At 65.4% G+C, this 19,813-nt stretch carries 19 protein-coding genes; 15 read left to right on the top strand and 4 right to left on the bottom strand.

Features of this window, described 5'->3' with window-relative positions:
* Positions 1–53: 53 nt before the first annotated feature.
* The 10 genes from I6F31_RS01395 to ccoS all read left to right on the top strand — a co-directional run bounded on the left by I6F31_RS01395 (position 54) and on the right by ccoS (position 9,587).
* The gene (locus I6F31_RS01395) at positions 54–887 is read left to right on the top strand and encodes a universal stress protein (protein WP_225184566.1); all 834 of its coding nucleotides are present in this window, start codon (positions 54–56) and stop codon (positions 885–887) included.
* A gap of 39 nt (positions 888–926) precedes the next feature.
* Complete coding sequence (locus I6F31_RS01390; protein ID WP_225146138.1) at positions 927–1,352, top strand: CBS domain-containing protein; 426 nt, start codon at positions 927–929, stop codon at positions 1,350–1,352.
* A gap of 321 nt (positions 1,353–1,673) precedes the next feature.
* Positions 1,674–3,323, top strand: coding sequence for a cytochrome-c oxidase, cbb3-type subunit I (gene ccoN, locus I6F31_RS01385; RefSeq protein WP_036004408.1), 1,650 nt, complete (start codon positions 1,674–1,676; stop codon positions 3,321–3,323).
* A 12-nt stretch (positions 3,324–3,335) separates the two neighbouring features.
* Positions 3,336–4,070 carry a cytochrome-c oxidase, cbb3-type subunit II gene (gene ccoO, locus I6F31_RS01380; RefSeq protein WP_225184565.1) on the top strand — a complete coding sequence of 245 codons (735 nt, stop codon included), beginning with the start codon at positions 3,336–3,338 and terminating at the stop codon, positions 4,068–4,070.
* Positions 4,071–4,083: 13 nt separating this feature from the next.
* Entirely contained in the window at positions 4,084–4,248 is a 165-nt protein-coding gene (locus I6F31_RS01375) for a cbb3-type cytochrome c oxidase subunit 3 (protein ID WP_025034779.1), read from the top strand.
* Positions 4,249–4,254: 6 nt separating this feature from the next.
* Positions 4,255–5,130: a cytochrome-c oxidase, cbb3-type subunit III gene (gene ccoP, locus I6F31_RS01370; RefSeq protein ID WP_225184564.1), complete on the top strand. Its 876-nt coding sequence runs from the start codon at positions 4,255–4,257 to the stop codon at positions 5,128–5,130.
* A 121-nt stretch (positions 5,131–5,251) separates the two neighbouring features.
* Positions 5,252–6,718 (top strand): cytochrome c oxidase accessory protein CcoG, encoded by a 1,467-nt coding sequence (ccoG, locus tag I6F31_RS01365; protein WP_225184563.1) that lies wholly within the window; start codon positions 5,252–5,254, stop codon positions 6,716–6,718.
* 15 nt (positions 6,719–6,733) lie between these two features.
* Positions 6,734–7,219, top strand: a complete 486-nt coding sequence (locus tag I6F31_RS01360) for a FixH family protein (RefSeq protein ID WP_057026793.1) — start codon at positions 6,734–6,736, stop codon at positions 7,217–7,219.
* Positions 7,220–7,230: 11 nt separating this feature from the next.
* Positions 7,231–9,420 carry a cation-translocating P-type ATPase gene (locus I6F31_RS01355; protein ID WP_225184562.1) on the top strand — a complete coding sequence of 730 codons (2,190 nt, stop codon included), beginning with the start codon at positions 7,231–7,233 and terminating at the stop codon, positions 9,418–9,420.
* Positions 9,420–9,587, top strand: a complete 168-nt coding sequence (gene ccoS, locus I6F31_RS01350) for a cbb3-type cytochrome oxidase assembly protein CcoS (RefSeq protein ID WP_008550618.1) — start codon at positions 9,420–9,422, stop codon at positions 9,585–9,587. Before I6F31_RS01355 ends, ccoS begins: the two co-directional genes overlap by 1 nt.
* Here ccoS and I6F31_RS01345 read toward each other — a convergent pair.
* On the bottom strand, positions 9,584–10,786 hold the full coding sequence (locus I6F31_RS01345) for an MFS transporter (RefSeq protein ID WP_225184561.1): 1,203 nt from the start codon (positions 10,784–10,786) through the stop codon (positions 9,584–9,586). The genes ccoS and I6F31_RS01345 overlap by 4 nt on opposite strands.
* Before the next feature lie 212 nt (positions 10,787–10,998).
* Complete coding sequence (locus I6F31_RS01340; protein ID WP_225184560.1) at positions 10,999–11,478, bottom strand: cupin domain-containing protein; 480 nt, start codon at positions 11,476–11,478, stop codon at positions 10,999–11,001.
* A gap of 273 nt (positions 11,479–11,751) precedes the next feature.
* Between I6F31_RS01340 and I6F31_RS01335 the strand changes: the two genes are divergently transcribed.
* Positions 11,752–12,468: a peroxiredoxin-like family protein gene (locus I6F31_RS01335; protein WP_225184559.1), complete on the top strand. Its 717-nt coding sequence runs from the start codon at positions 11,752–11,754 to the stop codon at positions 12,466–12,468.
* A gap of 185 nt (positions 12,469–12,653) precedes the next feature.
* Here the strand turns inward: I6F31_RS01335 and I6F31_RS01330 are convergent, their stop codons facing one another.
* Positions 12,654–13,541 (bottom strand): LysR family transcriptional regulator, encoded by an 888-nt coding sequence (locus I6F31_RS01330; RefSeq protein WP_036004434.1) that lies wholly within the window; start codon positions 13,539–13,541, stop codon positions 12,654–12,656.
* Positions 13,542–13,721: 180 nt separating this feature from the next.
* On the opposite strand from I6F31_RS01330, the gene I6F31_RS01325 reads away from it, so the two are divergent.
* The 3 genes from I6F31_RS01325 (at position 13,722) to I6F31_RS01315 (ending at position 16,788) form a co-directional block, all read left to right on the top strand.
* Positions 13,722–14,546 carry a 3-hydroxybutyrate dehydrogenase gene (locus tag I6F31_RS01325; RefSeq protein WP_225139632.1) on the top strand — a complete coding sequence of 275 codons (825 nt, stop codon included), beginning with the start codon at positions 13,722–13,724 and terminating at the stop codon, positions 14,544–14,546.
* Positions 14,547–14,604: 58 nt separating this feature from the next.
* A complete protein-coding gene (locus I6F31_RS01320) occupies positions 14,605–15,750 on the top strand; it encodes a patatin-like phospholipase family protein (RefSeq protein ID WP_225184558.1) in 1,146 nt (381 codons plus the stop codon).
* 90 nt (positions 15,751–15,840) lie between these two features.
* Positions 15,841–16,788 carry an oxygenase MpaB family protein gene (locus tag I6F31_RS01315; RefSeq protein ID WP_225184557.1) on the top strand — a complete coding sequence of 316 codons (948 nt, stop codon included), beginning with the start codon at positions 15,841–15,843 and terminating at the stop codon, positions 16,786–16,788.
* 142 nt (positions 16,789–16,930) lie between these two features.
* Here I6F31_RS01315 and glgA read toward each other — a convergent pair whose 3' ends face one another.
* Positions 16,931–18,346 carry a glycogen synthase GlgA gene (gene glgA, locus I6F31_RS01310; protein ID WP_225184556.1) on the bottom strand — a complete coding sequence of 472 codons (1,416 nt, stop codon included), beginning with the start codon at positions 18,344–18,346 and terminating at the stop codon, positions 16,931–16,933.
* A 191-nt stretch (positions 18,347–18,537) separates the two neighbouring features.
* On the opposite strand from glgA, the gene I6F31_RS01305 reads away from it, so the two are divergent.
* Positions 18,538–19,734 carry a CoA transferase gene (locus I6F31_RS01305; protein ID WP_036025930.1) on the top strand — a complete coding sequence of 399 codons (1,197 nt, stop codon included), beginning with the start codon at positions 18,538–18,540 and terminating at the stop codon, positions 19,732–19,734.
* Positions 19,735–19,813 lie beyond the last annotated feature (79 nt).

The raw sequence follows: 19,813 nt of genomic DNA, 5'->3' as shown, positions 1-19,813 counted from the left end.
TGCGCGGCAGCAGGTCTAGGATTCAAAAAATTCTGTAATGCTGGAGATCCCCGATGACATACGCCACCGTCATGGTCAGCCTGGCGCTCGATCAGCCCAACGAAGCGCGTCTTCAGGTCGCAGGCGAGCTCGCCGAACGATTCGAGGCGGCCATCGTCGGGGTCGCTGCGGCGCAGTTCGTCCCGCCGCTCTATTTCACCGACGGCGCAGAGGCGCAAGCGCTGATCGACGAGGGCGAAGCTTCGATCAAGCGGCGGCTGGCCGGGCTCGAAGCGCAATTCCGCGCCGCCGTGAAGAATCGCGGTGGGCATGCGGAGTGGCGCAGCGCGATGGATTATCCGGCCCGCTTCGTCACGGCGCAGGCGCGTTGCGCCGACATCGTCGTCAGCGGCGGGCAGAGCCCGGCCTTCTCCGATGCTTTCTCGCTGGCGAGTCCCAAGGACCTGGTGATGCAGACCGGCCGCCCGCTGCTCGTCGTTCCCGACCGGGCCAACTGGCTCGACCTGCGCAGCGTGCTGGTGGCGTGGAAGGACACGCCGGAAGCGCGGCGGGCGGTGGCGGGCGCGCTGCCGATGCTGCACAAGGCGAAGGACGTCACCATCGTGGAAATCCCGGAGCGGGGCGACGACCGTTCGGCCGTGATGGCCGGTGTCAGCGACGTTGCCGCCTGGCTCGGCCGCCACGGCATCACCGCGACTGCGCGGGTCCTCGAGGCCGCAGGAAACGAAACCCCTGCTGCGCGGTTGGAGAAAGTCGCCGGCGACATCGGCGCGGGCCTGATCGTCGCGGGCGCCTATGGTCATTCGAGATTTCGCGAACTGATCCTCGGCGGCGTCACCCAATATCTGGTGACGCAAACCGCCCGCAGCGTGCTGCTGTCGCACTGACCAGCGGCCGGCCAGTTGAGGAATCGAGGAGGACGCGCCGTGTACCAATTTCTTGAACAGACCGTCGACGGCTACATGACGCGCAACGTCAAGACGGTGCAGCGCGACCTCGACTTGTTCCAGCTCAGCGAGATGTTCGAGACCGACGATTTCAATTCCTATCCTGTCGAAGACGACGGGCAGGTGGTCGGCATCGTCACCAAGTTCGACATCCTGAAGTGCTTCGCCTTCACGCCGAGCCAGATGTTGCCGCGCTACGACGACCTGATGAGCCGCAAGATCGGCGACGTCATGACGCCCGAGTTCATCTATGTCAGCCCCGACACGCGTCTGACGCGCGTGCTCCAGATCATGGTCGAGCACCGCATCAGGAGCATCATCGTGCTCGACGGTGCGCAGAAGCTGGCCGGCATCATCGCGCGCGAGGACGTCATCGCGGCGCTCAAGGCGACGGCGCGGGAGTGAGGTCTGGATCCTTCTGTTCCAACCTCCGTGATTTCACGGAGGTTATCTATCTTTCTTCCCTTCTCCCCTTGCGGGAGAAGGTGGCGCGAAGCGCCGGATGAGGGGTCGGCTTCAACGAAAAAACTTTTCGTGCGGAACCAACCCCTCACCCAAGTGAGTTTGCCGCACCTTTCTCGCTGCCCTCTCCCACAAGGGGAGAGGGCATTTCAACCGGCACTGCATCGGCTCACATTAACAGAAATCCATCTATCTTGATTTCAATCAATTCCCCGCGAGGGTGGATGTGGTTTCTGGCAGCGTGTTCTTTCAGAGAGAATCCGCATGAGCCAGCCCTCCATCTCAAAATCCATGACCATCGGTGAAAGCGGCTTGGCTGTCGTATTCGCAGTCACCGCTTTCCTCTGCGTGATCGCCTCGGCCAAGGCGCTCGATGCGCCCTTCGCGTTCCACGCTGCGCTCAGCGCGGCGGCGAGCCTCGCTGCGGTGTTCTTCATCGTCAACCGCTACTTCGAGCGGCCGGCGGCGCTGCCGGCCCAGGAGATCAACGGCCGCCCGAACTACAGCATGGGGCCGATCAAGTTCTCGGCCTTCATGGCGATGTTCTGGGGCATTGCCGGATTCCTCGTCGGCCTCATCATCGCCTCGCAGCTGGCCTGGCCCGCGCTGAACTTCGATCTGCCCTGGATCAGCTTCGGCCGCCTGCGCCCGCTGCACACCTCCGCCGTGATCTTCGCCTTCGGCGGCAACGTGTTGATCGCGACCTCGTTCTACGTGGTGCAGAAGTCCTGCCGCGCGCGCCTTGCCGGTGACCTCGCGCCGTGGTTCGTCGTGCTCGGCTACAACTTCTTCATCCTGATCGCCGGCACTGGCTATCTGCTCGGCGTCACCCAGTCGAAGGAATATGCCGAGCCGGAATGGTACGCCGATCTGTGGCTGACCATCGTCTGGGTCGTCTATCTGCTCGTCTTCCTTGCCACCATCTTCAAGCGCAAGGAGCCGCACATCTTCGTTGCGAACTGGTTCTATCTCGCCTTCATCGTGACGATCGCGGTGCTGCATCTCGGCAACAACCCGGCGCTGCCCGTTTCGGTGTTCGGCTCGAAGTCCTACGTCGCCTGGGGCGGCATCCAGGACGCCATGTTCCAGTGGTGGTACGGCCACAACGCGGTCGGTTTCTTCCTGACCGCCGGCTTCCTCGCCATCATGTACTACTTCATCCCGAAGCGCGCCGAGCGGCCGATCTATTCCTACCGGCTCTCGATCATCCACTTCTGGGCGCTGATCTTCCTCTACATCTGGGCAGGTCCCCACCATCTGCACTACACGGCGCTGCCGGACTGGACGCAGACGCTCGGCATGACCTTCTCGATCATGCTGTGGATGCCCTCCTGGGGCGGCATGATCAACGGCCTGATGACGCTGTCGGGCGCCTGGGACAAGCTGCGCACCGATCCCGTGCTGCGCATGCTCGTGGTCTCCGTCGCCTTCTACGGCATGTCAACCTTCGAAGGCCCGATGATGTCGATCAAGGTGGTCAATTCGCTCAGCCACTACACCGACTGGACCATCGGCCACGTGCATTCCGGCGCGCTCGGCTGGGTCGGCTTCGTCTCCTTCGGCGCGCTGTACTGCCTGGTGCCGTGGGCCTGGAATCGCAAGGGCCTCTACAGCCTCAAGCTCGTCAACTGGCACTTCTGGGTCGCCACCCTTGGCATCGTCCTCTACATCTCGGCGATGTGGGTCTCCGGCATCCTGCAAGGCCTGATGTGGCGCGCCTACACCTCGCTCGGCTTCCTCGAATATTCCTTCATCGAGACCGTCGAGGCGATGCATCCCTTCTACATCATCCGCGCCGCAGGCGGCGGCCTGTTCCTGATCGGCTCGCTGATCATGGCCTACAATCTCTGGATGACGGTTCGCGTCGGCGAGCAGGAAGTCCAGATGCCCGTCGCTCTTCAGCCGGCGGAATGAGGAGCTCAAGCAATGTCGTTCTGGACACGCCACCAAATCTTCGAAAAGAACTCGATCATCCTGGTCGTCGGTATCCTCCTCGTGGTTGCGATCGGCGGTCTCGTCGAGATCACTCCGCTGTTCTACCTCAAGAGCACGATCGAGAAGGTCGACGGCGTCAGGCCTTACACGCCGCTCGAACTCGCCGGACGCAACGTCTACGTCCGCGAGGGCTGCTATCTCTGCCATTCGCAGATGGTCCGGCCCTTGCGCGACGAGGTCGAGCGCTACGGCCATTTCTCGCTCGCCGCCGAGAGCATGTACGATCACCCGTTCCAGTGGGGCTCCAAGCGCACCGGCCCGGATCTCGCCCGTGTCGGCGCCAAATATTCCGACGAGTGGCACGTCACCCATCTGGCCAACCCGCGCGCGATCGTGCCGCAGTCCGTGATGCCCGGCTATCCGTTCCTCAGCAAGGCCGAGATCGACCCGGATGCGATCGCCGGCGACATGCGCACCCTCAGGACCGTCGGCGTGCCCTATAGCGACGAGCAGCTCGCCAATGCCGCCGCCGACCTGAAGGTCCAGGCCGATCCGGACAATGCCGGCACCGACGCCTTCACCAAGCGCTACGCCAAGGCCGTCGTACGCAATTTCGACGGCAAGACCGGCACGCCGACCGAGATGGACGCGCTGGTCGCGTACCTGCAGATGCTCGGCACGCTGGTCGACTTCAAGATCTACAACGAGAAAGCCAATCTTCGCTGAGAAGGCATGAACGATGAAAGCCATCCTGACCGTCCATAATCTTGCGTCCGATCTCGTGACGACGATCTGGACACCGGTGTTCGTCGCGATCTTTCTCGCGATCATCGCCTACGCATTTTGGCCCCGTAACAAGGCTGCGTTCGACAAGGCAGCGCACCTGCCCTTGCGGGAGGAGTGAGAAACCATGACCGATCATTCTAGCGACATCGATTCCGTCTCCGGCAAGTCCACCACCGGACACGAGTGGGACGGCATCAAGGAGCTCAACACGCCGCTGCCGCGGTGGTGGGTGATCACCTTCTATCTCACCATCGTCTGGTCGATCGGCTATTGGATCGTCTATCCGGCCTGGCCGCTGATCCAAAGCAACACCACCGGCCTGTTCGGCTACTCCTCGCGCGCCGACGTCGCGGTCGAGCTCGCCAACCTCGAAAAGATCCGGGGTGACAAGATGGCGGCGCTGGGCACGGCCTCGCTCGCCGACATCCAGAAGGATCCGGCTCTGCTCGCGCTTGCGCGCGCCAAGGGCAAGACGGTGTTCGGCGACAATTGCGCGCCGTGCCACGGCACGGGTGCGACGGGGTCCAAGGGCTATCCCAACCTGAACGACGACGAATGGCTGTGGGGCGGCTCGCTCGACCAGATCATGCAGACCATCCAGTTCGGCGTGCGGTCGGGCCATGCCAAGACCCATGAGGGCCAGATGCTCGCCTTCGGTAAGGACGGCGTGCTGAAGAGCGACGAGATCGTCACGGTCGCCAATTACGTGCGGTCGCTGGCGGGCCTGTCGACCCGCAACGGCTACGACGCCGCCAAGGGCCAGAAGATCTTCGCGGAGAATTGCGCCGCCTGCCATGGCGACGCCGGCAAGGGCAACCAGGAGCTGGGCGCCCCCAACCTGACCGACAAGATCTGGCTCTACGGCTCCGACGAGGCGAGCCTGATCGAGACCATTGCCCAAGGCCGCGCCGGCGTGATGCCGGCCTGGGAAGGCCGGCTCGATCCCGCCACCATCAAGGCGATGGCGGTCTACGTCCACTCGCTGGGCGGCGGCAAATAGGCCGATCCGCGACCGACGACTTCCGGCGGGGGCGAAGAAAAGCGCCCCCGTTTGCGTTGGATCAACCCGCGCGGCGGTGCCGGGTCTAGGTTTAATCGCACCTTTGAAGAAGCTCGAGGCGATGAACAAGACCGTCAATCCGAACGAACTGAAGCCCGCGGACGACGTCGGGCCGCTCTATGCGGCCCGCAAGAAGGTCTATCCCCAGAGCGTCTCGGGCACGTTCCGCCGGATCAAATGGGGCCTGATGGCATTCTGCCTCGGCGTCTACTACTTCCTGCCCTTCGTGCGCTGGAATCGCGGTCTCGGCGCGCCGAGCCAGGCGGTGCTGATCGATCTTCCCAACAGCCGCTTCTATTTCTTCTTCATCGAGCTGTGGCCGCAGGAGGTCTATTACTTCACCGGCCTGTTGATCGTCGCCGCGGTGGCGCTGTTCCTGATGAACTCCGTCGGCGGCCGGATCTGGTGCGGCTATCTCTGTCCGCAGACGGTGTGGACCGACCTGTTCTATGCCGTGGAGCGCCTGATCGAGGGCGACCGGCGCGAGCGCATGAAGAAGGATGCCTCGAGCGATCCGATGAAGCTCGAACGCATTTCCGAGATCGTGCTCAAGCATTCGATCTGGCTCTTGATCGCCTGGTGGACCGGCGGCGCCTGGGTGCTCTACTTCAACGACGCGCCGACCCTGGTGAAGGAGCTCATCACCTTCCAGGCGCCGATGATCGCCTATGTCTGGATCGGCATCCTCACCGCGACGACCTATCTGCTCGCCGGCTTCATGCGCGAGCAGGTCTGCACCTATATGTGCCCGTGGCCGCGCATTCAGGCCGCACTCACCGACGAATGGGCGCTCAACGTCACTTATCGCTATGACCGCGGCGAGAAGCGCACCTCGGTGAAAAAGGCCGCCGAGCTGCGCGCCCTCGGCCAGCAGGTCGGCGATTGCGTCGACTGCTACCAATGCGTCGCGGTCTGCCCGACCGGCATCGACATCCGCAACGGGCCGCAGATGGAATGCATCCAGTGCGGCCTCTGCATCGACGCATGCGACAACGTGATGACAAAGATCGGCCGGCCGAAGCGGCTGATCGGCTACGACAACGACATCAACATCCATCGCCGCCAGGAAGGCAAGGCGCCGATCTACCGGATCGTCCGGCCTCGCACCGTCGTCTATAGTGCCATTATCGCGGCCGTCGGCGGCTTCATGATCTATACGCTGGCGACCCGCAGCCTGCTCGACGTCAACGTGCTGCACGACCGCAACCCGGTCGCGGTCAAGCTGAGCGACGGCTCGATCCGCAACGCCTATACGGTGCGGCTGCTGAACAAGAGCGGCTACGACCGCGTCATCGCGATCGACGTCGAGGGGCCCGTGAACCCCACGATGCACGTCGTCGGCATCGATTCGGTCACGCCGGACCGTCCGATCATCGTGATCCCGCGCGATGCGACCAGCGAGCTGCGGCTGCTGGTCACCGCGCCGGCCGAAAACAATCCGGAGAAATCGATTCCGGTCCGCTTCCACGTCATGGACATCGGGCTCGGCGTCGCCGCGAGCGCCACCGACAATTTTGTCGCGCCGTAAGATCAGGAGACCACCATGTCATCCAAGCCGCTGACCGGAACCAAGGTTTTCCTGATGCTGGTCGCTTTCTTCGGCCTCGTGATCGGCGTCAATGCCACCATGATGAAGCTCGCCATCGCAACGCTGCCCGGCACCGACGTCGACAGCCCCTATGCCGCGGGCCTCGTCTACGATCGCGAGATCTCGGCGGCGCAGGACCAGGCCGCGCGGAAGTGGAAGGTCAACGCCCATGTCGAGCGCCGCAACGATGGCGGCGCCTCGGTCCAGGTCGAGGCCCGCGACGCCGGCGGCCAGCCGATCTCCGGGCTGAAGTTCGGCGGCCGGCTGGAGCGGCCGACCGACAAGCGCGCCGACCTCGCCGTCGAGCTCAGCGAAGCCGGCATCGGCCTCTATCGCGGCAATGCGGCGTCCGTCGCGCCGGGCCAATGGGACCTGGTGATCGAGGGCGAGGCGCGGGGGACGCGCGTGTTCATGTCGCGCAACCGCGTGATCCTGAACTGAAGGATTCCGTCATGCAGGTCACGCGCGATTTCTCTCATTACGTCCGCGATGCGGGCGAGGGCCTCCGGCACATCGATCTCGCCGTCGAGGGCGTTCACTGCGCCGGCTGCATGGCCAAGATCGAGCGCGGGCTCTCGGCCATCCCCGACGTCACCCTGGCGCGCGTCAACCTCACCGACCGCCGCGTCGCGCTGGAATGGAAGGCGGGCACGCTCGACCCCGGCCGTTTCATCGACCGGCTCGAAGAGCTCGGCTACAAGGCCTATCCGTTCGAGACCGAGAGTGCGGAAGTGGCCGAGGTCGCCGAATCCCGCTTCCTGCTGCGCTGCCTCGGGGTCGCCGCGTTCGCCACCATGAACGTGATGATGCTGTCGATCCCAGTGTGGTCCGGCAACGTCTCGGACATGCTGCCGGAGCAGCGCGATTTCTTCCACTGGCTGTCGGCGCTGATCGCGCTGCCGGCGGCGGCCTATGCCGGCCAGCCGTTCTTTCGCTCGGCCTGGCGCGCTCTGTCGGCCAAGACCACCAACATGGACGTGCCGATTTCGATCGGCGTGATCCTGGCGCTCGGCATATCCGTGGTCGAGACCATCCACCACGCCGAGCATGCCTATTTCGACGCCGCGATCATGCTGCTGACCTTCCTCCTGGTCGGCCGCTTCCTCGACCAGAACATGCGGCGGCGGACCCGCGCGGTCGCCGGCAATCTCGCCGCGCTGAAGGCTGAGACGGCCGCGAAGTTCATCGGGCCCGACGAGATCTCGCAGGTGCCGGTGGCGGCGATCAATCCGGGCGACATCGTGCTGCTCCGGCCCGGCGAGCGCTGCGCGATCGACGGCACCGTGATCGAAGGGCGTTCCGAGATCGACCAGAGCCTGATCACCGGCGAGACGCTCTATGTCACGGCCGAGCAGGGCACGCCGGTCTATGCGGGATCGATGAACATCTCCGGCAGCTTGCGGGTGCGGGTCTCGGCCGCCTCCGAGGCGACGCTGCTCGCCGAGATCACGCGGCTGCTCGACAACGCGCTCCAGGCGCGCTCGCGCTACATGCGCCTTGCCGACCGGGCCTCGCGGCTCTATGCGCCGGTGGTGCATGCGACCGCGCTCCTGACCATTCTCGGATGGGTCCTCGCCGGTGCGAGCTGGCACGATGCGATCGTGACCGGCGTCGCCGTGCTGATCATCACCTGTCCCTGCGCCCTAGGGCTTGCGATCCCGACGGTGCAGACGGTGGCCTCGGGCGCGATGTTCAAGGCCGGTGTGCTGCTCAATGCGGGCGATGCGATCGAGCGGCTGGCCGAAGCCGACTATGTCATCTTCGACAAGACCGGCACGCTGACGCTGCCCGAGCTCGAAGTGGTGAATGCCGCCGACATTCCCGCCGATGTCTTCGAACTCGCCGGCCGGCTCGCACTGTCGAGCCATCACCCGGTGGCTGCCGCCGTCGCGCAAGCTGCCGGTGCGAAGTCTCCGATCCTCAGTGCGGTGGAGGAGGCCGGGCAGGGTGTCCGTGCGACCGTCGACGGCCTCGAGCTTCGCCTCGGCCGTCCCTCCTTCTGCGGTGCCGAGGCGCTGGTCGGCAGCGCCTTGGTCGATCCCGAAGCTTCCATCGTCGCGTTCAGCAAGGGCAGCGAAAAATTCATCCTCTCGGTTCGCCAGGGCCTGCGACCCGATGCCAAGGCGGTGATCGCGGCTCTGAAGGCGCGCAACATCGGCATCGAGATCCTGTCCGGCGATCGCGAGCCGGCCGTGAAGGCCGCGGCCCAATCGCTCGACATCCCCGAGTGGCGCGCCGGCGTCACCCCGGCCGACAAGATCGCGCGGATCGAGGAGCTGAAACGGCGCGGTGCGAAAGTGCTGATGGTCGGCGACGGCATGAACGATGCGCCATCGCTCGCGGCGGCCCATGTCTCGATGTCGCCGATCTCGGCCGCGCATCTCAGCCAGGCCACCGCCGATCTCGTCTTCCTCGGCCGGCCGCTGGTTCCCGTCGTCGCCGCCATCGACGCCTCGCGCAAGGCGCTGCATTTGATGCGGCAGAACCTCTGGCTTGCGATCGGCTACAATGTGCTCGCGGTGCCGGTTGCGATCAGCGGCGTCGTGACGCCCCTGATCGCCGCTGCCGCCATGAGCGGATCGTCGATCCTGGTGATGCTGAACTCGCTGCGCGCCCGCAGCGCCTCGCGGGAGATCGTGTAATGGAGATACTGGTCATCCTGGTCCCGCTAGCATTGATGCTCGGAGGTGCCGGTCTCGTCGCTTTCCTGTGGTCGCTCAGGAGCGGCCAGTACGACGATCTCGACGGCGCCGCCTGGCGCGCGATCGCCGACGACGAGCCGCCGCAGGAAGCGCCGGCCAAGCGCTAGCGTTTCAGGGCGAATGTAAGCAGGGCTGCGGCAGCGAGCGCCGCGCCCACGCCGAATACGCACGCCTGCCATCCGAAAGCGTCGAACAGGCGCCCGAGCACGGCGGTGCCGACCAGTCCGCCGCAGAAGTAACACGTAAGATAGATCCCGCTGGCGATGCCGCGATTGTCGGCTGCGGCCTGTCCGACGAAACCCGTCGCGGCGGCCTGTGCGAAGAATGTGCCGACCCCGACCAGGACCATGCCGGCGAGCACTTCGCCCAGACGCGGCGACAGCATCAAGGGCAGGCCGAGCCCGGCAACAGCGAGCGCGCCCCAGATCGTGGGCCGCGTTCCCAGCCGCGCCGCCACCCTGCCGGCCAGAAGCGTCGTGACGATCGACGGCAGGAAGACGAAATAGACGAGGCCGAGATCCATCATGCCGAGCGACAGCGGCGGCCGCACCAGCACGAAATTGACGTAGGTGAAGGTGCCGATGAAGGCGAACAGGATGCAGAAGCCGATGCCGAAAGAGGCGCGCAGCTGCGGATTGCGCCAATGCGCGATGGTGGCGGCGAGCGGCGAAGCCGCCGGCGTCATCGCATGCATCGGCGGCACGCGGTTGACGGTGAAATAGACCAGCGCCGCGCCGGCAAGATTGAGCGCCGCGAAGAAGTAGAAGTTCCAGGCGAGGCCGAGGCCATCGGCCAATGCGGCCGAGATCAGCCGGCCGACGAGATTGCTGGCGACATTGCCGGTGATGTAGGCGGCAAAGGCGCCGCCGGCGTCCATGGCGCTGCATTGCTCGCCGAGATAGGCGAGGGTGAGCGCGAAGGCGGACGCCATGCACAGGCCCTGCGCGACCCGCAACGCGGTGAAGACGGCAAGATTGGGCGCGACAGCAAGCAGGCTGGTGGGAACCGCAAGCAGGACCAGGCTGAGCAGGATGCCCGTTCGCCGGTCGATACGCGGGCTGAAGAAGCCGACGACGAGGCTGGCTGCGGCCATGCCGAAGGTGCTGGCATTGACGGCAAAGCCCATTGCCGCGGGTGTGACGCCGTAGTGCCGTGTCAGCGAGGGCAGGATCGCCTGCGTCGCGAAGAGATCGACGACCGTCAGGAATGCGGTGAGGCCGATCACGAGCGAGCGAAACGCGAAGCCAGGGGAATGCGCATTCATCGTCGTCGCGGTCGGTTTGATCGATGCGGAAAGATCGGTCATGTCGTTGCGCTCCCTCATGCCCCGAGCGCGCGCCTCGTCCTTCGAGACGACCGCGGAGCCTGTCATCGGGCCGCGCTCTGCGCCGACCCGGTGGCGGTCTCCTCAGGATGAGGCTAAGCGACATCGTGGCCGCCGAGGCTGCTGCCGCACACTCCGTCCTCATCCTGAGGAGCCTGCCTGAAGCGGGCGTCTCGAAGTATGGCCGCAGGGAATTACATATGGCGGTCGTTGGGATCCTTGCGGACGTCGCCGACATAGAGAATGACGGTCTCCTTGCCGAGGTTCTTCCACCAGTGCGAGGTGCCGTGGACTTCGGGGCGAATGTCGCCGGCCTTGTGCACGATCGGGTCGACGCAGTTGGAGGCGTATTCGACGATCTCGCCCTGCTGCACGAAGATCAGGGCCGGACGGTCGTCATGGCTGTGCCAGGGCACGATGCCGCCGGGCTCGATGGTCAGCTTGCGGAAGCGCAGCTCGCGGCCCTCAATACGGGCGGGCTGCTTGCCGAGATCGATCGCGCCGAGCGTCACGTCGGTAACGCCGACAGGCTTGTAGTCGACCATCGGCTGCGCATTCGGCTTGGTCTTGCCGGCCGGACATTCGCCGGCGAAAACCGGCGTCGCAAATGTCAGCGCGCCGAGAACGGCAACGCCTGTCCAAACCACGCGCGACATTGTGAGATGGTTAGACATGGAAAGTCTCCGCTGTTGGCCGCGAGCCCTGATGGCCGCGGGCTATGGCAGGAGCTTCGTCGAGACCTTTTCCATGTTGAAATGCCGGCTTGCTTTCGATGCGATAGCCCCGCGCTATGCCGATAGGCGGCAGCTATCGAACCGATTGGGCATCGGCATTTCCGCTTTCGCAGCATCCGGCGTCCGATGCCAGCACGCCCGATTGCGGTCGCCCCTTGCGGGCGGGCGAACCGGGAAACTAATATTCGCCCGCAAGGAAGCCGGAGCAGGAAGATGACGTCTCTCTCGCCAGCCGATGCCGAACAGCTCAGGCTCGCGTTCCAGCGCTGCCGCGACATGGACAGCACGCTGAACGAACAGCTCCGCGCCTATGCCGATGCCAGCCGCGAGGTCTTTCCGGCCTATGGCGAGGCGGTCGATCGCCTGGTCGCGCGATTGAGCGACAACGGCGGCGGCGAGACCGCGCCGCGGCCGGGCGATCCGATGCCGCCGTTCATGCTGCCCGACGAGGGTGGGCGTCTCGTGTCGCTGCCCTCGCTGCTGGAGGGCGGCCCCGTCGCGGTGATGTTCTTCCGCGGCCATTGGTGTCCCTATTGCCGGCTCAATGTCCGCGCCGTGGTCCAGGCGCTGGACCGCATCAAGGCGATGGGGGCGCAGGTCATCGCGATCGTGCCGGAGACGCAGGAATATACCGGGCAGCTCAAGGCCGAATCCGGCGCGCCGTTTCCCATCCTGACGGATCTCGACAACGGCTATGCGCTGTCGCTCAACCTCGCGATCTGGTTAGGTGCCGAGATCCAGCAATTGCTATCCTATCAGGACATGGCGAAATTCCACGGCAATGACGGCTGGATGCTGCCGATCCCGGCCGTGTTCGTGGTCGGACGCGACGGCATCGTGAAGGCCCGCTTCGTCGATCCGGATTTCCGCAAGCGCATGGAGATCGAGGATCTGATCGAAGCGCTGGAGCGCGCGAGCCAGGAGACTTGAGCTACGCTTTCTTCCTTCTCCCCTTGTGGGAGAAGGTGGCGCGAAGCGCCGGATGAGGGGTTGCCTCCGCAATCACAAATGAGGATTGGAGTCGCGGAGAGATACCCCTCACCCGTCTCGCCGCTATGCGGCGAGCCACCCTCTCCCACAGGGGGAGAGGGGAAGGGCGGTCGACACTGTAAAGACTACCCCGCGATCTCGCGCCAGTCGGCGCCGCGCAGCATGCGCATCACGGCGTTGCCCACGGCAGTGCGTTGCCGGCCGGCGACCCCATAGAGATTGACGGTGCGGCGGGCGTCCAGCCCCGTGACCGCGGCGCGGGTCAGCCGCTCCGGCACTGGCGAGGTGTGCGGCACCATGGCGATGCCCATCTCGGCCTCGACCAGCTCGATCAAATCGCGCTCGTTCGAGACCTCATGACCCTGTTCGATGTCGATGCCGTGCTCGCGCAGGCTCGCGGAGATGCGGCGCGCGTGCTCGCAGAAAGTTCGGCTCAGCAGCAACTCCGATCGCAGGTCGTCCAGTTCGACCGAGCTGCGGCCGGCCAGCCGGTGCCCATCGCCGACGACGAGCTCGAAGCTCTCGGTGAACAGCGGCCAGACATCCAGCCGGTCCCAGGCCTCGTCGATCTCGGCCGCAATGCCGAGCTCGGCTTCGCCCTTCTTCAGGAAGTCGCCGACCTCCCGGCCCGAGCCGCGCAGAAAGCGGAATTCGAGCCGGTTGAACTGCCGCTTGATCTCGTTGAGATGCGGAATCAGCAAAGCGAGGTCGATCGAATGCGTCAGCGCAATGCGGAGCGCACCGATCTCTCCGCTCCTGAACGAGGAGGCGAGCGAGCGCGCGCCGATGGCCGCGTCATAGCACTGCTTCAGGAGTGGATGCATGCGCTGGCCGAGCTCAGTCAATTGCGCGGCGGGGCGTTCGCGGCGGAACAGGTCGCCGCCCAGCTCGGCCTCGAGCTGCTTGATCGCTCGCGTCAGCGAGGGCTGCGTGACGTTGCATTCCTCGGCCGCGCGCGTGAAGTTCAAGAGCTGCGCCACCGCGAGGAAATAGCGGACCTGGTGCATTTCCATGGATCGGCTCCCAGCAAAAATCGACCGGAAATCTAGCCGATCAGGGCGAAAAATGACATCCCGCCTGCGATAGCGCGGACGTATCGACTCGGAAGCCAACCGGCATTTCCGCAAATCCCGGAGATCCGGCACATTTCGCTCCAGGCTGGCGCGGTGTCGCGCTGAGAAGAGGTCTGGATCATGAATATTCCCATCAAGACGCAGACGTCCGCTTCATCACGCGTGCTTGCCGGCAAGGTGGCGCTTGTCACCGGGTCGACCAGCGGCATCGGTCTCGGTATCGCGCGGGCCCTCGCCGCCTCGGGCGCCGACATCGTGCTCAATGGCCTTGGTGTCGCCAGCGAGATCGGCCGAACGCGCGAGCAGATCGCCGCCGAGTTCGGCGTCAAGGCCAGCTATTCGCCGGCGGACATGACGAGGCCGAAATCGATCGCCGAGATGATCGCGGCAACGGTGGCCCAATCCGGCCGGCTGGACATCCTGGTCAACAACGCCGGCATCCAGCATGTCGCGCCGCTCGACCAGTTTGCGGTCGAGAAGTGGGACCAGATCCTCGCAATCAACCTGTCCTCGGCCTTCCACACCACGCGGCTCGCGTTGCCGGCAATGCGGCAGAACGGTTTCGGCCGGATCATCAACATTGCCTCCACGCACGGCCTGGTCGGTTCGCCGTTCAAGGCAGCCTATGTCACCGCCAAGCATGGCATCGTCGGCCTCACCAAGGTGACGGCGCTGGAGACGGCGGAGCAGGGCATCACCTGCAACGCAATCTGCCCTGGTTATGTCCATACGCCGCTGGTCGAGGCGCAGATCGACGGCCAGGCCAAGGCCCATGGCATCTCCCGCGATCAGGTGATCCGCGACGTGCTGCTGGCGCAACAGCCGAACAAGCGCTTTGTTGCGGTCGAGGAGCTCGGCGCACTCGCGGTGTTCCTGTCGACGGACGCGGCGGCCTCGATCACCGGCGTTGCGCTGCCGGTCGACGGCGGTTGGACCGCGCATTGACATGGGCCGGCGCAGCAAGTCGAATACTCGAACGGCGCAAGCTCACCAGGAGCGAGACATGAGCACGCAGGACAATTCGCAGCACAGGAAGTTCGACCTGCCGGGTCAGGTCGTGCTCGTGCTTCAGGGCGGCGGCGCGCTCGGCTCGTACCAGGCCGGGGTCTACCAGGCCTTGCACGAAGCCGGCATCGAGCCGGACTGGATCATTGGCACCTCGATTGGTGCGATCAATGCGAGCCTCATCGCCGGCAACGCGCCCGAGCACCGCCTCGCGCGCTTGCGTGAGTTCTGGAAGCGGATGGAGCAGCAGCCGGTCTGGAACTGGCGCACCGCGTTTCCCGGCTTCAACGAGAAGCTGGCCTATTGGTCGACCGTGACCCACGGCATTGCCGGTTTCTTCCGGCCCAATCCGCTGGCCCATGCCGGCGATTCCTATCCGCTGGGCGCCGATTACGCCGGCTATTATTCGACCGCGCCGCTGGAGAAGACGCTGAGCGAGCTCGTCGATTTTGATCTCGCCAACCGCTGCGCGCCGCGTCTGACGGTCGGTGCGGCTCATGTCGGCACCAGCGAAATGCGCTATTTCGACAGCCGCGACGGCGAGCTGACGGTGAAGCATGTGATGGCTTCGGGCGCGCTGCCGCCGGCTTTCCCCGCCGTGCGCATCGACGGCGAGCTCTATTGGGACGGCGGCATCCTGTCGAACACGCCGACCGAAGCCGTGTTCGACGACAATCCACGCAGGAACTCGCTGATCTTCTCCGTGCATCTGTGGAATCCGGTCGGGCCGGAGCCGACCACGATGGCGGAGGTGCTGAACCGGCACAAGGACGTGCAATATTCCAGCCGCATCGCCAGCCAGATCGTGCGACAGCAGCAGGCCCATCGTCTGCGCCACGTCATTAACCAGCTCGCGGCGCGGCTGCCCGAGAGCGAGCGCAACGATCCCGCGGTGAGGGAACTGACGAGCTACGGCTGCCCGACCCGCATGCATGTGGTGCGTCTGCTGGCGCCGCAGCTCGAGCACGAGACCCATACCAAGGATATCGACTTCAGTCCGTCCGGGATCACGCGGCGCTGGCACGCCGGCTATGCGCACACGAAATCGGTGCTGGCGCGCAAGCCCTGGATCGGCGAATTCGATCCGCTCGCCGGCGTCGTGCTGCACGAGCATATGGACGAGATGCCGATGGCGGCGGAGTGAGGCTCTGTTCGTCATAGCCTCGCACGACGACGATTTTGCAGGCGCGCGGTCCGGAGTATGGTCGCCGTATCTTCGTCGCGAGGCTTGCAATTGGTCGCTGAGAAAGATCTGGAGGAGTCGCTCGAGACGCTGCGTGCCAACGCGGCGGGACCGGTCGCGGGCGTATTCGGTCCGGCCTCACTGACCTGGCAGATCGACCGGGAGGCCGTGCTCTTTCTCGGCGCCGGCCGTGCGCTGCTGCTGCAACTGGCCCATCCCTGGGTGGCGGCGGCGATCGCCGAGCATTCGCGCACCCTTGCCGATCCGATCGGCCGCTTCCATCGCACCTTCGACATCGTCTTTACGATGGTGTTCGGTTCGCTGGACCGGGCGCTGCTGTCGTCCCGGCAGCTACATCGGCGTCACAGCATGATCGTCGGCGAGATGCCCGAGACCGTGGGGCCGTTCGCGGCCGGCTCGCGCTACTGCGCCAACGACATCCCCGCGCTGCGCTGGGTCCACGCCACGCTGGTCGAGACCGCGCTCATGGCACATGATCTGGTGCTGCCGCCACTCTCGGCGGAGGAGCGCGATCGCTATTGGAGCGAGGCCAGGCTGTACGGCGCCCTCTTCGGATTAAAGGGGGATGATTTGCCGGCGGACTGGTCCGGCTTCGTCGCCTACACCAAGGCAATGGCGCAGTCGGAGACGCTAACCGTTGGCCCTGCGGCGCGCGAGATCGCCGCGCAGATATTCAGCGGCGCGCGCCCGTGGCTGCGGCCGCCGCGCTGGTATTGCGCGCTCACCGCGAGCATGCTGCCCGAGCGCTTGCGCGCGGGCTTCGGCTTCGAGCTCGACGCGCGTGCGATCCGATCCGCCGATCACGCGCTGCGGTGGATTCGGCGCGTCTATCCGAAATTGCCTGGCCGGCTGCGCTATGTCGGTCCCTACCAGGAAGCGCAGGCGCGGCTGCGGGGCGAAGCGCAGCCTGACTGGATGACACGGTGTCTTAATCGCGCCTGGATCGGCCGTTCGCAGATGGATGTGCGCGGGAAATAGGGACTCGAGGCAAGCTCGTTGCAGCTTGTCATTCCGGGGCGCGCGGAACGCGAACCCGGAATCCATTTCTCCCAGCATTTCCGGCGGAGCGATGGATTCCGGGTTCGCGCCAAACGGCGCGCCTCGGAATGACAGCGGTGCCTCACGCCGACGCCAGCTTGCGGTACAGCGCGCTGTAGCTGCCGGCCGAGATGCTCCAGGAGAACGAGCGCCCCATGGCGCTGCGGCGCATCGTATCGAGCTGGTCGTGGGCCATGAAGGCCGAGAAGGCGCGCCGCACGCCGCCGAGGAAGGACTCGCGCGACGGCCTCGAGAACAGGAAGCCGGTCTCGCCGTCGCTGATGGTCTCGGCGAGGCCGCCGGTCTGGTGACCGATCGGCAGCGAGCCGAAGCGCTGGGCGTACATCTGGCTGAGCCCGCACGGCTCGAACCGCGACGGCATCAAGGTGAAGTCGCTGCCGGCGAAGATGCGCCGCGCCTGGGCGTCGTTGAAGCCGATCGCAACTCCGATGGAGTCGGGGCGGCGGCGGTGCGCGTCGATCAAGGCCTGCTCGAGCGCCGGCTCGCCGGAGCCGGTGACCACGATCTGCCCGCCGGCATCGACGATCTCGTCCGCCGCCGACAGCACGAGGTCGATCCCCTTCTGGTGCACGAGGCGCGCGACGATGCCGAACATCGGCCCGCGCGAGACCGCCAGCCCGAACTGCTTGCGGACGTAGTCCGCGTTGGCCTTCTTGCCGACCCAGTCGCCGGCGCCGAATTGCTGGGCGAGCTGGGCGCAGGAGCGCGGGTCCCAGCTCTCGTCGATGCCGTTGAGGATGCCGGTGAGCTCGGCGGCGTCCGAGCGCAGGCGGAGCAGGCCCTCGAGGCCACAGCCGAACTCGGCCGTGGTGATCTCCCGCGCATAGGTGCCGCTGACCGTGGTGAGGTGCGAGGCGTAGACGAGGCCCGCCTTGAGGAAGGAGACCTGATCGTAGAACTCCACGCCGTCGATGTGGAAGGAGCTCTCCGGTGCGCCGATCCGCCGCAGCGAGTCCTTCGGGAAGAGGCCCTGATAGGCGAGGTTATGGATGGTCAGGATGGACGGCAGCTTGGCGCCCTGCCAGGCCAGATAGGCCGGCACGAGCGAGGCCTGCCAATCGTTGGCATGGATCAGGTCTGCTGCCCAATTCTTGTCCAGCTTGCCCATGGCGAGCTCAGCCGCGGCCGAGGCCAAGCGCGCGAAGCGGATGTCGTTGTCGGGCCAATCGCGCCCGAACTCGTCGCCATAGGGGTTGCCGGGTCGGTCGTAGAGCTGCGAGCACAACAGCACATAGACCGGCAGGCCGTCCTTGGTCGCGGCACGGCCGAGCGAGCAGGCCGGCATCTCCGCGAATGCGGGACAGCGGCCAACGACCTGAATATGCGTGAGTTGCTCGATGATGTCGCGATAGCCGGGCAGCATGATCCGGATATCGGCGAAGGAGCGAAGTGCGCGGGGGAGGGCGGCGGAAACGGCGCCCAATCCGCCGACGCGAACGAAGTCGTCCATCTCTGTGGTGACGAACAAGACCCTCAAGAACAACCGCCCTCTTTCGACCCCGCTTGCTGCTATGCAAGAACGGGTCCAGTTGTGCTGGAAATCCAAAGCCCGCCCACGCGGCACGTCTGTTCGGTAAACACTTTCCTACTCAGCCGCCGCCCTCTAGGGTCGCCGCATCAACAACAAAGATCTTCGATGGTTCCACGAGTTCAAGGGCGCAGGCAGGCATGCAGCTAGCAGATAAGCATGAGGGGACGACGACAAAGGCCTTCGCGGGCCTGCGGGTGCTGGATTTTTCGACCACCATCGCCGGGCCCCATTGCACACGGATGCTCGCCGACATGGGTGCCGAGGTCATCAAGATCGAGACCGATGGCGGCGAGACGATGCGGACGCGGCCTCCCCTCCGCAACGGCTGCAGCACCGCGTTCGGTCAGCTCAATGTCGGCAAGAAGAGCGTGGTCCTCGACCTCAAGTCCGAGGATGGCAAGGAGGCGGTGCGCCGGCTGGCCGCGACGTCGGACATTCTGGTCGAGAACTTCCGTCCCGGCGTGATGCGCCGCCTTCGGCTCGACTACGACAGCCTGCGTCAGGTCAACCCGAGGCTGATCTACTGCTCGATCTCGGGCTATGGCCAGACCGGCCCTTCGGCCGAGCTGCCGGCCTACGCCCCGGTGATCCACGCGGCCTCGGGCTACGACATGGCCCATCTCGCCTACCAGCCGGGCCGCAACCGTCCCGACTATTGCGGTATCTACCACGCCGACGTCGTCACCGGGACCTATGGTTTTGGCGCGATCGCGTCGGCGCTCTATCAACGCAGCGTGACGGGCGCCGGCCAGCACATCGACGTCTCCATGCTGGAAACCATGCTGTCGCTGACGCTGACCGAGCTGCAGAGCTCGCAATTCGCGGTGCCGCCGCCGCCACGCCCGATGTTCGGACCGACCGAGACGGCAAGCGGCTACGTCATGATCACGATCGCCAGCGAGAAGACGTTCCAGGCCCTGATGGGGGTGATCGGCCGCCCGGACTGGGTCTCCGATCCACGCTTCGCCACCTATGCTGCGCGGCGCGCGAACTGGGCCGAGCTGATGGACGGCGTCGAAATCTGGTCGCGGCAGCTTTCGACCGATGCGTGCTTGCGCGTGCTTGGCGCTGCCGGCGTGCCGGCCTCGGCCTATCGCAGCGTGTCCGAGGCCTTGGCCGATCCGCAGCTTGCGCACCGCCAGGCACTCTCCGAGGTGCGGGACGAGGGCGGCTCGTTCCAGGTGCTCAACCTGCCGTTTCGGATGTCGGGGGCTGACACGGCGCCGGCCAAGACCGTGTCCGTGCTCGGGGAGCACACCGACGCGTTGCGCCAGGAGATCGGCCTTGCGGACGGTACGGCAATTCCGCCAGGCAAAACGGCCGCGACATCCTGAGTCTCATCGCCGCCACATGCGGCGTTCGAACTCTCGTTCGTTCCTCTTGCCGAGGCGGGCATTTGTCGCCAAGCTCGCC

This window comes from Bradyrhizobium sp. NBAIM01 (assembly GCF_020194115.1).
GTDB lineage: Bacteria > Pseudomonadota > Alphaproteobacteria > Rhizobiales > Xanthobacteraceae > Bradyrhizobium > Bradyrhizobium yuanmingense.
Note: the sequence above shows the minus strand (reverse complement) of the source record. Positions and strands in the feature narration are given on the sequence as shown.

Bases quoted from the DNA above. Each gene is read 5' to 3' on its own strand.
- I6F31_RS01395 (WP_225184566.1), top strand. From the start codon at position 54: ATGACATACGCCACCGTCATGGTCAGCCTGGCGCTCGATCAGCCCAAC.
- ccoN (WP_036004408.1), top strand. From the start codon at position 1,674: ATGAGCCAGCCCTCCATCTCAAAATCCATGACCATCGGTGAAAGCGGC.
- ccoO (WP_225184565.1), top strand. From the start codon at position 3,336: ATGTCGTTCTGGACACGCCACCAAATCTTCGAAAAGAACTCGATCATC.
- I6F31_RS01375 (WP_025034779.1), top strand. From the start codon at position 4,084: ATGAAAGCCATCCTGACCGTCCATAATCTTGCGTCCGATCTCGTGACG.
- ccoP (WP_225184564.1), top strand. From the start codon at position 4,255: ATGACCGATCATTCTAGCGACATCGATTCCGTCTCCGGCAAGTCCACC.
- ccoG (WP_225184563.1), top strand. From the start codon at position 5,252: ATGAACAAGACCGTCAATCCGAACGAACTGAAGCCCGCGGACGACGTC.
- I6F31_RS01360 (WP_057026793.1), top strand. From the start codon at position 6,734: ATGTCATCCAAGCCGCTGACCGGAACCAAGGTTTTCCTGATGCTGGTC.
- I6F31_RS01355 (WP_225184562.1), top strand. From the start codon at position 7,231: ATGCAGGTCACGCGCGATTTCTCTCATTACGTCCGCGATGCGGGCGAG.
- ccoS (WP_008550618.1), top strand. From the start codon at position 9,420: ATGGAGATACTGGTCATCCTGGTCCCGCTAGCATTGATGCTCGGAGGT.
- I6F31_RS01345 (WP_225184561.1), bottom strand. From the start codon at position 10,786: ATGACCGATCTTTCCGCATCGATCAAACCGACCGCGACGACGATGAAT.
- I6F31_RS01340 (WP_225184560.1), bottom strand. From the start codon at position 11,478: ATGTCTAACCATCTCACAATGTCGCGCGTGGTTTGGACAGGCGTTGCC.
- I6F31_RS01335 (WP_225184559.1), top strand. From the start codon at position 11,752: ATGACGTCTCTCTCGCCAGCCGATGCCGAACAGCTCAGGCTCGCGTTC.
- I6F31_RS01330 (WP_036004434.1), bottom strand. From the start codon at position 13,541: ATGGAAATGCACCAGGTCCGCTATTTCCTCGCGGTGGCGCAGCTCTTG.
- I6F31_RS01325 (WP_225139632.1), top strand. From the start codon at position 13,722: ATGAATATTCCCATCAAGACGCAGACGTCCGCTTCATCACGCGTGCTT.
- I6F31_RS01320 (WP_225184558.1), top strand. From the start codon at position 14,605: ATGAGCACGCAGGACAATTCGCAGCACAGGAAGTTCGACCTGCCGGGT.
- I6F31_RS01305 (WP_036025930.1), top strand. From the start codon at position 18,538: ATGCAGCTAGCAGATAAGCATGAGGGGACGACGACAAAGGCCTTCGCG.